Genomic DNA, 13,061 nt, shown 5'->3' on the forward strand with positions numbered 1-13,061 from the left:
GGGAAAGGCGATTAACCACCGCAGCCCCGCAGGACAAGCAATTGATCTCCACCGCTAATATCACCATGCAGTTCGGCGCCAAGCCGCTGTTCGAGAACGTTTCCGTCAAGTTCGGCAACGGCAACCGCTACGGCCTGATCGGCGCCAACGGCTGCGGCAAGTCGACCTTCATGAAGATCCTCGGCGGCGATCTGGAGCCGTCCGGCGGCCAGGTGATGCTCGAACCCAACGTGCGCCTGGGCAAACTGCGCCAGGACCAGTTCGCCTACGAAGAATTCAACGTGATCGACACTGTGATCATGGGTCACGAGGAGCTGTGGAAGGTCAAGGCCGAGCGCGACCGTATCTACTCGCTGGCGGAAATGAGCGAAGAAGACGGCATGAAGGTCGGCGAGCTGGAGGGCGAGTTCGCCGAGATGGACGGCTACACCGCCGAATCCCGCGCCGGCGAACTGCTGCTGGGCCTGGGGATTCCGCTGGAGCAGCACTTCGGCCCGATGAGCGAAGTGGCGCCGGGCTGGAAGCTGCGCGTGCTGCTGGCCCAGGCGCTGTTCTCCGATCCGGACGTGCTGCTGCTCGACGAGCCGACCAACCACCTGGATATCAACACCATCCGCTGGCTGGAAAACATCCTCACGGCGCGTAACAGCACCATGATCATCATTTCCCACGACCGTCACTTCCTCAACTCGGTCTGCACCCACATGGCCGACCTGGATTACGGCGAGCTGCGCCTGTTCCCCGGCAACTACGACGAGTACATGACCGCCGCGACCCAGTCGCGCGAACAGCTCTTGGCCGACAACGCCAAGAAGAAGGCGCAGATCGCCGAACTGCAGACCTTCGTCAGCCGCTTCTCGGCCAACGCCTCCAAGGCCAAGCAGGCCACTTCGCGCGCCAAGCAGATCGACAAGATCCAGCTGGCCGAGGTCAAGCCGTCCAGCCGGGTCAGCCCGTTCATCCGCTTCGAGCAGAACAAGAAGCTGCACCGCCAGGCCGTGACCATCGAGAAGGTCTCCAAGGCCTTCGACGACAAGGTGCTGTTCAAGAACTTCAGCTTCACCGTCGAAGCCGGCGAGCGCGTCGCCATCATCGGCCCCAACGGCATCGGCAAGACCACCCTGCTGCGCACCCTGGTCGGCGAAATGGCGCCGGATGCCGGCGCGGTGAAGTGGACCGAGAGCGCCGAGGTCGGCTACTACGCCCAGGATCACGCCCACGACTTCGAAGACGACGTCAGCCTGTTCGACTGGATGGGCCAGTGGACCACCGGCGAGCAGACCATTCGCGGCACCCTGGGGCGCATGCTGTTCTCCAACGACGAGATCCTCAAATCGGTCAAGGTCATCTCCGGCGGCGAACAGGGCCGCATGCTGTTCGGCAAGCTGATCCTGCAAAAGCCCAACGTGCTGGTGATGGACGAGCCGACCAACCACCTCGACATGGAATCGATCGAGGCGCTCAACCTGGCGCTGGAGAACTACCCCGGCACGCTGATCTTCGTCAGCCACGACCGCGAGTTCGTCGGCTCCCTGGCCACCCGCATCATCGAGCTGTCGGACAACGGCGTGACCGACTTCAGCGGCACCTACGACGACTACCTGCGCAGCCAGGGCGTGATCGTCTGATCCAGCGCTCCACGCAGCAACGACAAAGCCCGCCGAAGCGGGCTTTGTCGTTTCAGCCTGCCGCTCAGGCGGTGGCGAACAGCTCGGCGATCCGCTGTGCGGCGCCGCTCAGCGCCGCGGCACGCGGCTCCTCGCCATAGGCCAGGCCCTCGGCACGGACGATCTCGATGTCATCGATACCGAGGAAGTTCAGCACCCGCACCAGGTAGTCCTCGTGTGCCTGGCCCGAGGGTTGACCGGCATGGATGCCGCCGGCGCTCGAGGCGATCACCACCGTCTTGCCGCCCGCCAGCCCGACCGGGCCGTTCTCGCCGTAGCTGAAGGTCTTGCCGGCGATCGCGACGCGGTCGATCCAGGCCTTGAGCTGGCTCGGAATCGCGAAGTTGTACATCGGCGCACCGATGACGATGGCGTCGGCGGCGAGGAACTCCTCCAGGGTGCGCTCGGCCAGTTCGGTCTCGTGGCGCTGGGCGGCGTCACGCAGCTCGGCCGGGGTACCGGCTGCCACCAGGCTGGCGGCGGACAGATGGCTGAGCGCGTCGCTGGCCAGATCGCGGTAGCTGACCTGAGTACCAGGCACCGCCGCCGTCCAGGCCTCGACCACGGCTCGGCTGAGCTGGCGGGAGGCAGAGGACTCACCGAGGATGCTTGAATCGAGGTGCAACAGTTTCATAGGGCTCTCCAAATGGGCGCGCGTTCGCGACGAGATGGCAGAGATGCTATTCATGGAGCCAATGCACGATAAGACCGGAAAAATGCGATAGTTCGTCCCACCTATAGGACGATGACCATGCAAGACCTCAACGATCTGTTCTACTTCGCCAAGGTGGTGGAAGCCGGTGGCTTCGCCGCGGCCGGCCGCGCCCTGGGCATTCCCAAGTCGCGTCTGTCGCGGCGCATCGCCGAACTGGAGAACCGCCTGGGCGCCCGCTTGCTGCAACGAACCACGCGCAAGCTGGTGCTGACCGATATCGGCGAACGTTACCTGCGCCACTGCCAGGCCATGTTGCTGGAGGCCGAACAGGCCGAGGAGACGGTGGCCAGCCTGACCAGCGAACCGCGCGGCCGAGTGCGCTTTTCCACCCCCAGCGGGCTGGCCCTGCTGCCCGGGCTGATCAACGACTTCCTCATCCGCTACCCCAAGGTGCAGCTGGAAATCCTGCAGACCAGCCGCCGCGTCGACCTGTTCAATGAAGCCGTGGACGTGGCGCTGCGGGTACGCAATCTCGACGACGAGGAGCCGGGGCTGATCACCCGCCGCCTGGTGCCGGCACGCGCCCACGTGGTGGCGCGCCCCGATCTGCTCTGCGGCGCGCGCATCGAGCACCCCAGAGACCTGCAACGCCTGCCGGCGCTCGGCGCCCTCGGCGCCGATCGGCGCATCCACCTGCGCTTTCACCACAACACCACGCAGGAGGCCCACGAAGTCGCGCTGGAAGCCAGGCTGGGCATCGACGACTTCGCCGTTCGCAAGCAGGCAGCCCTGGCCGGCCTGGGCATCACCCTGCTGCCCACCACCTTCTGCCACGAAGAGCTGACCGACGGTCGTCTGCTGGCGCTACTGCCGGCCTGGAGCGTGCCCCAGGGCCACGTGCAGCTGGCCTACAGCCACCGGCGCGGCCTGTCGCCCGCGGTGCGCGCCTGGATCGAGCACCTGAGCGAGGCGATCAAGCGCTGGGACTTTCCGCTCTGACTCAGATAGGCGACCGACGCCCGCGGTGGTGGCCCGAACGAAAACGGGGCTACCGATGTACCGGCAGCCCCGTGCAGGAATCAAGCGCTCCGTGGCGCCGGACACTTGAGCCGGCGCGGACTCGTCACAGCAGCATGGCGGCGGCCCAACCGAACGCCAGCAGCGGCAGGTTGTAATGCAGGAAGGTGGGCACCACGCTGTCCCAGATATGGTTGTGCTGACCGTCGACGTTGAGCCCGGCGGTCGGGCCGAGGGTCGAGTCGGAGGCCGGCGAGCCGGCATCGCCGAGGGCGCCGGCGGTGCCGACGATGCAGACGATGGCCAGCGGGCTGAAGCCCAGCTGCACGCCCAGCGGCACGAAGATCGCCGCGATGATCGGGATGGTGGAGAAGGACGAGCCGATGCCCATGGTCACCAGCAGGCCGACCAGCAGCATCAGCAGCGCGCCGATCGCCTTGTCGTGGCCGATCAGCGCGGCGGCGCCGTCGACCAGGGTCTTGACCTCGCCGGTGGCCTTCATCACCTCGGCGAAACCGGCGGCGGCGATCATGATGAAGCCGATCATCGCCATCATCTTCATGCCCTCGGTGAACAGCCCGTCGGCCTCCTTCCAGCGCACCACACCGGACACCGAGAAGATCACGAAGCCGGCCAGGGCGCCGATGATCATCGAGTCCAGCCACAGCTGCACGACGAACGCCGCGGCGATGGCCACGCCGGCCACCAGCAGGCTCAGCGGGTTGTACTGCACGTCGACGCGCTCGGCCTGCTCGATCTTCGCCAGGTCGTAGACGCGCTTGCCGCGGTAGCTGAAGAACACCGCCACGAGCAGGCCGAAGAGCATGCCCAGCGCCGGAATGGCCATGGCCTGGGTGATGTTCACGCCGCTGACGTCCACCCCGGACTTGGCCACGTTGGCCAGCAGGATGTCGTTGAGGAAGATGCCGCCGAAGCCCACCGGCAGGAACATGTAGGGGGTGATCAGGCCGAAGGTCAGCACGCAGGCGATCAGGCGGCGGTCGAGCTGCAGCTTGCTCAGCACATAGAGCAGCGGCGGCACCAGCAGCGGGATGAAAGCGATATGGATCGGCAGGATGTTCTGCGAGGAAATCGCCACCGCCAGCAGCAACGCGATCAGCAACCACTTGAGCAGGCCGCCACCGGCCGCGTCCTGCTGGCCGACCAACGCCAGCGCCTTGTCCGCCAGGGCATGGGCCAGGCCGGACTTGGCGATGGCCACGGCGAAGGCGCCGAGCAGCGCATAGGACAGCGCCACCGTGGCGCCGCCGCCGAGGCCCTGGTTGAAGGCGCTCAGCGTGCCCTCCACGCCCAGGCCGCCGAGCAGGCCGCCGGCCAGCGCGCCGATGATCAGCGCCACCACCACGTGCACCCGGCACAGGCTGAGGATCAGCATGATGCCGACCGCCGCTATTACTGCGTTCATAAACCGCTCCACCTACAGAAATGCCGGCGCAGGCGCCGGGCCGAAAAAAGCCGCGTACTCTGCCGCATGCGGCCACGGCTGTCAAAAACGCAGGCGTTCAGAATTTCGAGCGAAACGTGCATAATCCCGATCCCGCACGCGCGCCGATCAAGAAAGCCGCCGGCGTACCGATAACCAGCCGTAGTCCATCGAAGAAAGGAACGCCCCATGCTGTTCAGCCGTCTTTCGATCCAGTGGAAGATCACCCTGCTCGCCGGCCTCTGTCTGCTCGCCATCGTCACCCTGCTGGTGGGCGCCTCGCAGTACCAGTCCAGCCGCAGTGCCGGCTTGGTGCGCGAGGCCTCGTACGGCATGCTGGAGGAAAGCGCCAAGTTGCGCCTGCAGGCGCGCGGCGAGCTGCAGGCGATCCGCATTCAGCGCTACTTCATGGACGCCTACCAGTACGGCAAGGGCTTCTCGCGGCAGATCCTGTTCCTCCGCGAACAGGCGGAAAAGCGCTTTCTCGATGCCTTCGACCTGCGCGAGGACCTGACCCGCCAGGTACGCACCAGCCTGGAGGCCAACCCCGCGCTGCTCGGTCTGTACCTGGTGTTCGAGCCCAACGCGCTGGACGGCAAGGACGAACTCTTCGCCGACCAGGCCGAACTGGGCAGCAACGACGCCGGGCGCTTCTCGCTGTACTGGGCGCAGCCCACCCCCGGCACGCTGGAATCCGAGTCGATGCCCGAGGAGATGCTCGCCGACGCCACGCCCGGCGCCAACGGCGTGCCCTACAACGCCTGGTACACCTGCCCGCGCGACACTCGCCAGGCCTGCGTGCTGGAGCCTTACTACGACGAGGTCGGCGGCCAGCAGACGCTGATGACCAGCATCGCCTTCCCGCTGGAGCTGGACGGCAAGGTGATCGGCGTGATGGGCGTCGACATCAGCCTGGCCAGCCTGCAGCAGATCAGCCAGGAGGCCAATCGCGAGCTCTACGACGGCCAGGGCCACATCAGCATCTTCAGCCCAGCCGCCCTGCTCGCCGGCCACAGCCGCGACGGCGCGCTGCTCAGCCAGGCGGTGGACAAGGCCTACGGCGAGCATGCCGGCGAGCTGCGCAGCCTGATCCAGGCCGGCAGCGCCGCGGAGCTGGACCACGGCGAGATGTTGCGGGTGCTCAGCCCGTTCCAGCCGATCCCCGAGGCCCAACCCTGGAGCGTGCTGGTGGAGGTGCCGGAGCAGGTGCTGCTGGCACGCGCCATCGAGCTCGGCCAGCAGCTCGACCAGCGCCGCGCCGGCGACAGCCTGCAGGCGCTGCTGCTCGGCCTGCTGGCGGTGCTCGCCGGCCTGCTGCTGATGTGGCTGACCGCCCGCGGCGTGACCCGACCGATTCTCGGCGTGGCCGCCATGCTCAAGGACATCGCCAGCGGCGAAGGCGACCTCACCCGCCGCCTGCAATATGCCAAGCAGGACGAACTGGGCGAGCTGGCCGGCTGGTTCAACCGCTTCCTCGACAAGCTGCAGCCGATCATTGCCGACGTCAAAAGCAGCGTGCTCGACGCCCGCGGCACCGCCGACCAGTCCGCCGCCATCGCCAGCCAGACCAGTGCCGGCATGCAGCAGCAATACCGCGAGGTGGATCAGGTGGCCACCGCCTTCCAGGAAATGAGCGCCACCGCCCAGGACGTCGCGCACAACGCCGCCCAGGCCGCCGAGGCCGCGCGCAACGCCGACCAGGCCAGCCGCGAGGGCCTGCAGGTGATCGACAAGACCACCAGCACCATCGAGCTGCTGGCCAACGAGATGAACGTGGCCATGCAGGAGGTCGAAGGCCTGGCCAGCAGCAGCGAGCAGATCGGCTCGGTGCTCGAGGTGATCCGTTCCATCGCCGAGCAGACCAACCTGCTGGCGCTCAACGCCGCCATCGAGGCCGCCCGCGCCGGCGAGGCCGGGCGCGGTTTCGCCGTGGTCGCCGACGAAGTGCGCAACCTGGCCAAGCGCACCCAGGACTCGGTGGAGGAAATCCGCCAGGTGATCGAGGGCCTGCAGAATGGCACTCGCGAAGTGGTCAGCACCATGCACAGCAGCCATCGCCAGGCCCAGGGCAGCGTCGAACAGGTGCAGCAGGCGGTGGCGGCGCTGCAGCGCATCGGCCAGGCGGTCGGCCTGATCACCGACATGAACCTGCAGATCGCCAGCGCCGCCGAGGAGCAGAGCTCGGTGGCCGAGGAGATCAACCGCAACGTCGCCTCGATCCGCGACGTCACCGAGGCCATCAGCAGCCAGGCCGCGGAATCGGCGCAGGTCAGCCAGAACCTCAATCGCCTGGCCAACCACCAGCAGGGCCTGATGGACCAGTTCCGCGTGTGACGCGAAACGGCCGTCATTCTGGCGGCCGCTCCCTTGCTGCGCAGGCAGGCAATGGCCTAGCCTGCGCGTTCTTTTGCGCTATGCCGCCGCCAATCGTGCGCACCTGCAGGTGCGGATTTATTCGCGCCGCGCGCGGTACATCGCCTCATCCATGCTTCTCAAGGGGAAAACAGCATGCTCAATATCGCCTTAGTCGCCGGCTCCAGCCGCAACAACAGCCAGTCGGGCAAGGTCGCGCGCTTTCTGCGCCAGCGCCTGATCGAACTGGAGCAGACCACGCCGGAGAGCAGTAACGTCATCGACCTGGGCCTGGCCCCGCTGCCGTTGTGGCCGGCTGAAGACAGCGGCCCCTGGGAGCTGTACCGGCAACAACTGGCCGCCGCCGACGCCGTGGTGATCCTCGCCCCGGAGTGGAACGGCATGGCCTGCCCGGCGATCAAGAACTTCTTCATCTACGCCAGCAAGGCCGAACTGGCGCACAAGCCGGGGCTGCTGGTGGGTGTGTCCTCCGGGGTCGGCGGCGCCTACCCGATCAGCGAGCTGCGCGCCTCCAGCTACAAGAACTGCCGCCTATGCTACCTGCCGGAACACCTGATCGTGCGCCAGGTGGAGAAGGTGTTGAACGGCCCGCAGGCGGCGGACGAGGCCGATGAGCGCATCCGCGCGCGCATCGACTACGCCCTCGACGTCCTGGTGCGCTACGCCCGCGCCCTGCAACCGGTACGCGAGGCCATCGGTTTCGACAACCCGGCCTTTGCCAACGGCATGTGATGCTCTGACTGAATGCAGGCGGGCTCAGCGCCGCGGCAGACTGATCGCCACCCGCAGCCCGCCCAGCGGGCTGTCCTGCAGCTCGATGCGGCCATCCCAGGCCTCGACTATGTCGCGCACTATGCCCAGGCCCAGGCCGTGCCCGGCGACCTGCTCGTCCAGGCGGGTGCCACGGCCGAGCACCGCCTCGCGCCGCTCGGCGTCGATGCCCGGGCCGTCGTCGTCGACGCACAGCAGATAGCCCGCGGCGCCCTCTTCGATGGACAACCGTACCCGCCGTTCGGCCCATTTGCAGGCGTTGTCCAGCAGGTTGCCGAGCAGCTCCAGCAGGTCCTCGCGATCACGCGGCAGCACCAGCCCGGCGGGCGCCCGCCAATCCAGGTCGAGGCCGCGGTCGTGGATCATCGCCAGGGTGGCGAACAGCCCGGGCAGCTCCTGCGCACAGTCGAAACGCGCCCCCGGCAGCGCCTCGCCGGCCAGGCGGGCGCGGCCGAGCTCGCGGCTAAGGCGTTGTTCGATCTGCGTCAGTTGCTCGCGCAGGCCGGCGCGCAACGCCGGGTACGCCGCCAGTTCGTCGCGTCCGGCCAGGCTGATCAGCACCGCCAGCGGCGTCTTCAGCGCATGACCGAGGTTGCCCAGGGCGTTGCGCGAGCGTTTCAGGGTGTCTTCGGTATGGGCCAGCAGGTGGTTGATCTGCGCCACCAGCGGCTCCAGCTCCTCCGGCACCTCGGCGTCCAGCTCGCTGCGCTGGCCCTGCTGCAACTGGGCGATCTGCCGGCGCACCTGCTCCAGCGGGCGCAGCGCGCGGCGCACGGTGTAGCGCTGGGTGATCAGGATCAGCAGCAGCGCCGCGCCGCCCATGCCCAGGCCCAGCCACTGCATGCGCCGAAAGCTCTGCAGCACCGGCTCGTAGTCCTGCGCCACGCTGATCGACAGCGCCTCGCCGTAACGCCGGTAATCGGCGCGGTAGACCAGCAGGCGCTGGCCCTGCGGACCGTCGCCGAGTTCGGCCTGCATACCCGAGCCTTGCGGCTTGAGCAGTTCGCGGTCCCATAACGAGCGCGAACGCCAGCTGCGGTCGGCAAAGTCGATACGAAAGTAATGCCCGGAAAACTGCCGCTGAAACGACGGATCGAGGCGCCGCTCGTCCAGTTGCAAGCCGGCCGGGCCGCGCACCAGGGCGGCGAGCAGGCCCTGCGCCTCGTCGCGCAGATCCTCCTCCAGGTAGGCGCGCAGACCACGGTCGAACACCCAGAGGCTGGCCTGTGCCAGCACCAGGCCCACCAGCAGCAGGGCGCCGGCCAGGCCGAGGCTGAGCCGGCGCTGGATCGACCTCAACCCTGCTCCCCGGTGAAACGGTAGCCCTGGCCGCGGCGCGTCTCGATCACGTTGCGCCCCAGCTTGCCGCGCAGGCGGTTGACGTGCACCTCAATGACGTTGGAATCGCGCTCGGTCTCGCCGTCGTAGAGGTGATCGGCCAGGTGGCTCTTGGACAGGATCTGCCCCGGATGCAGCATGAAGTAACGCAGCAGACGGAACTCGGCGGCGGTCAAGTCGACGGCCTCGCCGCCGACCGTGACGCACTGGCGGCTCTCGTCCAGTTGCAGGCCGGCGGCCTCCAGTTGCGGCTGGTTGGCCAGGCCATGGGCACGACGCAGCAGCGCCTGGATACGCAGGGCCAATTCCTCAGGATGAAAAGGTTTAGTCAGATAGTCGTCGGCACCGGCCTTGAGGCCTTCGATGCGCTCGGCCCAGGAGCCGCGCGCAGTCAGTACCAGCACCGGCGTGGCCAGGCCGCCGGCACGCCACTGCTGCAACACCTCCAGACCCGGTTTGCCCGGCAGACCGAGGTCGAGAATGATCAGGTCATAGGGCTCGCTGGCGCCCTGGTAGGCGGCGTCGCGGCCGTCGGCCAGCCAATCCACGGCATAACCCTGGCGACTGAGGCTGGCCGTCAGCTCGTCGGCCAGCGGCACATGATCTTCCACCAGCAACAGGCGCATCAGTCGTCTTCCTCGTCCTTCAGAATGTTGCCGTCGCGGGCATCCAGTTCCAGCTCGCGTACCACGCCCTGGGTGGTGAGGATTTCCACCTCGTAGACCAGCACGCCGTCCTCCTCTTCCAGCTCCGCCTCCAGCAGGGTGGCGCCCGGATACTGCTGTTCCAGGCGCTGCATTAGCTGCTCGAAGGGCATGATCACCCCCTCGCGGCGCAGGCGCAGGGCCTCGTCCTGATCGAGATCGCGGGCCACGCCAGGGTCGGCGGCGAGACTGCCGGCCAGGAGCAACAAAAATGCCGTGGTGCTGCGCAAGCTCATCAATCGTCCTGATGGTTCTTGAGAATTTCGCCGGTGCTGGCATCCAGTTCCAGGTCCCACTGCACGCCTTGCGGATCGCGCAGTTCGATCTGGTAAATGTAGCGACCGTATTCGTCCTCCAGCTCGGTCTCCTCGATGCGCGAGCCCGGGTGCTGGGCCAACGCGGCCTGGTTGAGCAGCTCGAAGGATTTGATGGTGCCGGCGTCGCGCAAGCGCAGCGCTTCGTCCGGGCCCAGGTCGCGAGCATGGGCAATGAGGCTGGCACTGGCAAGTGCAGCGATGGCCAGCAGGCGGGTCAACAGGTTCATGGAGCATCCTCCGGAAAGTGATTCGATGCCTGCCACTCTAGGCCCGTGCACTTAATTCAAGCTGAATTGCCGGCGTCATTCAGCCGCTGAAGTCACTTGGCCTGCGCGTCCATGGCCCTATAATCGCCTGCTTGCGTGACGGAGGCAGCGATGAGCGCGATCCATATCAAGTCCCCTGCCCTGACCCTCAGGGCAGGCCCCAGAGCCCTGGCGCGGATTCGCCAGCACGGCCTGAGCCCGGCGGATGTCGGCATCCTGCCCGGCGCCGCGGGCGGGCCCAAGGGCCTCGGCATCCAGGGCCTGGATCTGGCGCTGTTCGGCGACTGGCTGCCGCGCGCGCCGCGCGAACGCGCGCTAATCGGCGCCTCCATCGGTTCCTGGCGTTTCGCCAGCGCCTGCCTGCCGGACGCCGCCGCCGGCATCCGCCGCCTCGGCGAACTCTACACCGCCCAGCGCTTCGCCAAGGGCGTGAGCATGGCCGAGGTGTCCGGCAGCTGCCGCCAGATGCTGCACGAGCTGCTCGCCGACCAGGACGCGGCCATCGTCGCCAACCCGTACCATCGCCTGCATATCGTGGTGGTGAAGAGCCACGGCCTGCTGCAGCACGACCACCGCGGGAAGCTGAGCCTCGGGCTGTCGTCGGTGATCGGCAACAACCTGCTGGCGCGCCAACGTCTGGCGCGTCACTTCGACCGAGTGATCCTGCACGACGCCCGCCAGTTGCCGCCGCTGGCGCAACTGCGCGACTTCCGCTCGCACTTTCACGCCCTCACCGCGGAGAACCTGCGCCACGCCCTGCTGGCGTCCGGCTCGATCCCCATGGTGATGGAAGCGATCCGCGAGATTCCCGGGCTGGAGCCCGGCGCCTACCGCGACGGCGGCCTGCTCGACTATCACCTCGACCTGCCCTACAGCGGCGAGGACATCGTGCTCTACCCGCACTTCACCGACCGGGTGATCCCCGGCTGGTTCGACAAGAGCATGCCCTGGCGCCGCGGCGACCGCACTCGCCTGCAGGACGTGCTGCTGCTCGCGCCATCACGCGAGTACCTGGCACGCCTGCCCCACGGCAAGCTGCCCGACCGCAGCGACTTCAAACGCTACCTGGGTGACGACGCCGGCCGTGAACGCTACTGGCGCCAGGCGATGGCAGAAAGCGTGCGACTCGGCGACGAATTCCTCGAATTGGTGGACAGCGGCCGCCTGGGCGAACGCCTGCTGCCCTTGTGATGGACGCGGCCAGCGCCGCTGGTTAGGCTGCTGCTATCAGGGAGGATGCATGAAGCTGGCAGTCGCAATCATCCACGGCATCGGCAACCAGCCCGACAGCCGCGACCACGAGGGACAACACCAGTTCGCCCAGGGTTTGATCCGCGGTTTGCGCCGCCAGTTGGGCGACGACGCCCAGCAGGTGGCGTTCCAGACCCTGTACTGGGCCAGCGTGCTGGATAAACGCGAACACGCCTTCCTCGCCCGCCTCGAGCGCGAACCCGTGCGCTGGCGCTGGTTACGCCGCATCGTCACTCTGTTTCTCGGCGACGCCGCCGGCTACCGCAAGGTCAGCGAGGCCTACGACACCACCTACCAGGAAGTGCACCAGTGCCTGCGCAGCGGCCTCAATGCCCTGCGCGCCCAGGTCGATCCACAGACCCCGCTGCTGGTGCTGACTCACTCCCTGGGCGGGCACATCTTCTCCAACTTCGCCTGGGACCAGCAGAAACTCAACGCTACCCCCAGTTGCCCGCACGACCCCTTCCTGGCCTTGGAAACCCTGGCCGGCATCGTCACCTTCGGCTGCAACATCCCGTTGTTCACCTTTGCCTACGACCCGGTGCTGCCAATCCGCTTTCCCGGCCACTGCCTGAGCGACGCGGTGCGTCAGCAGGCCCGCTGGTTGAACGTCTACGCACCGGCCGACCCACTCGGCTACCCGCTGCGCGCAATCCCCGCCTACGCCGCCCTGGTGCACGAAGATCGCGCCCTGCCCGTCGGCCCCTGGTACAAACGCCATACACCACTGAGCCATATGGCCTACTGGCACGATCGGCGCTTCCACCGTTACCTGACGCAGCAGATCCGCCGACTGCTGAACGCCCAGGCGCCTGGGCAGACCTGATAAACTGCGCGGCTCAGGGCCTGATCGACGGCCATCTCACGCGAGCGCTGTACTGTGGAATTGTTCAAAGAGTTCATCTTCGAGGCGGCCCACCGCCTGCCCCATGTGCCGGAAGGCCACAAATGCGGTCGTCTGCACGGCCACTCCTTCCGCGTCGCCCTGCATATCGAAGGCGAGGTCGACCCCTATACCGGCTGGATTCGCGACTTCTCCGAGATCAAGGCAATCTTCAAGCCGATCTACGAGCAACTCGACCACAACTACCTGAACGACATCCCCGGCCTGGAAAACCCCACCAGCGAAGTGCTGGCTAAGTGGATCTGGCAACAGGTCAAACCCCTGCTCCCGGAACTGTCGCGCGTGCGCATCCACGAGACCTGCACCAGCGGCTGCGAATACCGCGGCGACTGAGTCATAGAGTAGAAACGACAA

The 13,061-nt window shown here is 67.0% G+C and carries 12 protein-coding genes and 2 pseudogenes; 8 read left to right on the plus strand and 6 right to left on the minus strand.

All coding sequences use genetic code 11. From position 1 onward, the window contains the following. Positions 1-41: 41 nt before the first annotated feature. Positions 42-1,628 carry an ABC-F family ATPase gene (locus tag ACIGFL_RS10930; protein ID WP_021445232.1) on the plus strand — a complete coding sequence of 529 codons (1,587 nt, stop codon included), beginning with the start codon at positions 42-44 and terminating at the stop codon, positions 1,626-1,628. A gap of 64 nt (positions 1,629-1,692) precedes the next feature. Here the strand turns inward: ACIGFL_RS10930 and ACIGFL_RS10935 are convergent, their stop codons facing one another. Continuing rightward, positions 1,693-2,301: an FMN-dependent NADH-azoreductase gene (locus ACIGFL_RS10935; protein ID WP_122110243.1), complete on the minus strand. Its 609-nt coding sequence runs from the start codon at positions 2,299-2,301 to the stop codon at positions 1,693-1,695. A gap of 117 nt (positions 2,302-2,418) precedes the next feature. On the opposite strand from ACIGFL_RS10935, the gene ACIGFL_RS10940 reads away from it, so the two are divergent. Continuing rightward, positions 2,419-3,321, plus strand: a complete 903-nt coding sequence (locus tag ACIGFL_RS10940) for a LysR substrate-binding domain-containing protein (protein WP_397497195.1) — start codon at positions 2,419-2,421, stop codon at positions 3,319-3,321. Between the two features lie 124 nt (positions 3,322-3,445). Here the strand turns inward: ACIGFL_RS10940 and ACIGFL_RS10945 are convergent, their stop codons facing one another. Then, positions 3,446-4,765 (minus strand): Na+/H+ antiporter family protein, encoded by a 1,320-nt coding sequence (locus ACIGFL_RS10945; RefSeq protein ID WP_122110242.1) that lies wholly within the window; start codon positions 4,763-4,765, stop codon positions 3,446-3,448. A 426-nt stretch (positions 4,766-5,191) separates the two neighbouring features. On the opposite strand from ACIGFL_RS10945, the pseudogene ACIGFL_RS10950 reads away from it, so the two are divergent. The 3 genes and pseudogenes from ACIGFL_RS10950 to ACIGFL_RS10960 all read left to right on the plus strand — a co-directional run. After that, positions 5,192-6,211 (plus strand): annotated as a pseudogene (locus ACIGFL_RS10950) (chemotaxis protein); the annotation flags it as partial. A 315-nt stretch (positions 6,212-6,526) separates the two neighbouring features. Next, positions 6,527-7,117 (plus strand): annotated as a pseudogene (locus ACIGFL_RS10955) (methyl-accepting chemotaxis protein); the annotation flags it as partial. 174 nt (positions 7,118-7,291) lie between these two features. Next, complete coding sequence (locus tag ACIGFL_RS10960; protein WP_021445293.1) at positions 7,292-7,888, plus strand: NADPH-dependent FMN reductase; 597 nt, start codon at positions 7,292-7,294, stop codon at positions 7,886-7,888. A gap of 24 nt (positions 7,889-7,912) precedes the next feature. Here the strand turns inward: ACIGFL_RS10960 and ACIGFL_RS10965 are convergent, their stop codons facing one another. From ACIGFL_RS10965 to ACIGFL_RS10980, 4 genes are read right to left on the minus strand one after another with little or no spacing between them, the layout of a single operon-like run. Then, positions 7,913-9,226 (minus strand): sensor histidine kinase, encoded by a 1,314-nt coding sequence (locus ACIGFL_RS10965; protein ID WP_397497196.1) that lies wholly within the window; start codon positions 9,224-9,226, stop codon positions 7,913-7,915. Next, positions 9,223-9,891, minus strand: coding sequence for a response regulator transcription factor (locus tag ACIGFL_RS10970; RefSeq protein WP_021444054.1), 669 nt, complete (start codon positions 9,889-9,891; stop codon positions 9,223-9,225). Before ACIGFL_RS10970 ends, ACIGFL_RS10965 begins: the two co-directional genes overlap by 4 nt. Beyond that, positions 9,891-10,205, minus strand: a complete 315-nt coding sequence (locus tag ACIGFL_RS10975) for a PepSY domain-containing protein (RefSeq protein ID WP_397497197.1) — start codon at positions 10,203-10,205, stop codon at positions 9,891-9,893. The genes ACIGFL_RS10970 and ACIGFL_RS10975 overlap by 1 nt, the downstream gene beginning before the upstream one ends. Next, complete coding sequence (locus ACIGFL_RS10980; RefSeq protein WP_021444056.1) at positions 10,205-10,513, minus strand: PepSY domain-containing protein; 309 nt, start codon at positions 10,511-10,513, stop codon at positions 10,205-10,207. The genes ACIGFL_RS10975 and ACIGFL_RS10980 overlap by 1 nt, the downstream gene beginning before the upstream one ends. A gap of 150 nt (positions 10,514-10,663) precedes the next feature. On the opposite strand from ACIGFL_RS10980, the gene ACIGFL_RS10985 reads away from it, so the two are divergent. From ACIGFL_RS10985 to queD, 3 genes are read left to right on the plus strand one after another with little or no spacing between them, the layout of a single operon-like run. After that, positions 10,664-11,743, plus strand: a complete 1,080-nt coding sequence (locus ACIGFL_RS10985) for a hypothetical protein (protein WP_021444057.1) — start codon at positions 10,664-10,666, stop codon at positions 11,741-11,743. 49 nt (positions 11,744-11,792) lie between these two features. Then, positions 11,793-12,629, plus strand: coding sequence for a hypothetical protein (locus ACIGFL_RS10990; RefSeq protein WP_397497198.1), 837 nt, complete (start codon positions 11,793-11,795; stop codon positions 12,627-12,629). Between the two features lie 54 nt (positions 12,630-12,683). After that, a complete protein-coding gene (queD, locus tag ACIGFL_RS10995; RefSeq protein ID WP_021444059.1) occupies positions 12,684-13,040 on the plus strand; it encodes a 6-carboxytetrahydropterin synthase QueD in 357 nt (118 codons plus the stop codon). Positions 13,041-13,061: the final 21 nt, after the last annotated feature.

Source organism: Pseudomonas sp. NPDC077649 (assembly GCF_044542855.1).
GTDB lineage: Bacteria > Pseudomonadota > Gammaproteobacteria > Pseudomonadales > Pseudomonadaceae > Aquipseudomonas.

Bases quoted from the DNA above. Each gene is read 5' to 3' on its own strand.
- ACIGFL_RS10935 (WP_122110243.1), bottom strand. From the start codon at position 2,301: ATGAAACTGTTGCACCTCGATTCAAGCATCCTCGGTGAGTCCTCTGCC.
- ACIGFL_RS10940 (WP_397497195.1), top strand. From the start codon at position 2,419: ATGCAAGACCTCAACGATCTGTTCTACTTCGCCAAGGTGGTGGAAGCC.
- ACIGFL_RS10945 (WP_122110242.1), bottom strand. From the start codon at position 4,765: ATGAACGCAGTAATAGCGGCGGTCGGCATCATGCTGATCCTCAGCCTG.
- ACIGFL_RS10960 (WP_021445293.1), top strand. From the start codon at position 7,292: ATGCTCAATATCGCCTTAGTCGCCGGCTCCAGCCGCAACAACAGCCAG.
- ACIGFL_RS10970 (WP_021444054.1), bottom strand. From the start codon at position 9,891: ATGCGCCTGTTGCTGGTGGAAGATCATGTGCCGCTGGCCGACGAGCTG.
- ACIGFL_RS10975 (WP_397497197.1), bottom strand. From the start codon at position 10,205: ATGAGCTTGCGCAGCACCACGGCATTTTTGTTGCTCCTGGCCGGCAGT.
- ACIGFL_RS10980 (WP_021444056.1), bottom strand. From the start codon at position 10,513: ATGAACCTGTTGACCCGCCTGCTGGCCATCGCTGCACTTGCCAGTGCC.
- ACIGFL_RS10985 (WP_021444057.1), top strand. From the start codon at position 10,664: ATGAGCGCGATCCATATCAAGTCCCCTGCCCTGACCCTCAGGGCAGGC.
- ACIGFL_RS10990 (WP_397497198.1), top strand. From the start codon at position 11,793: ATGAAGCTGGCAGTCGCAATCATCCACGGCATCGGCAACCAGCCCGAC.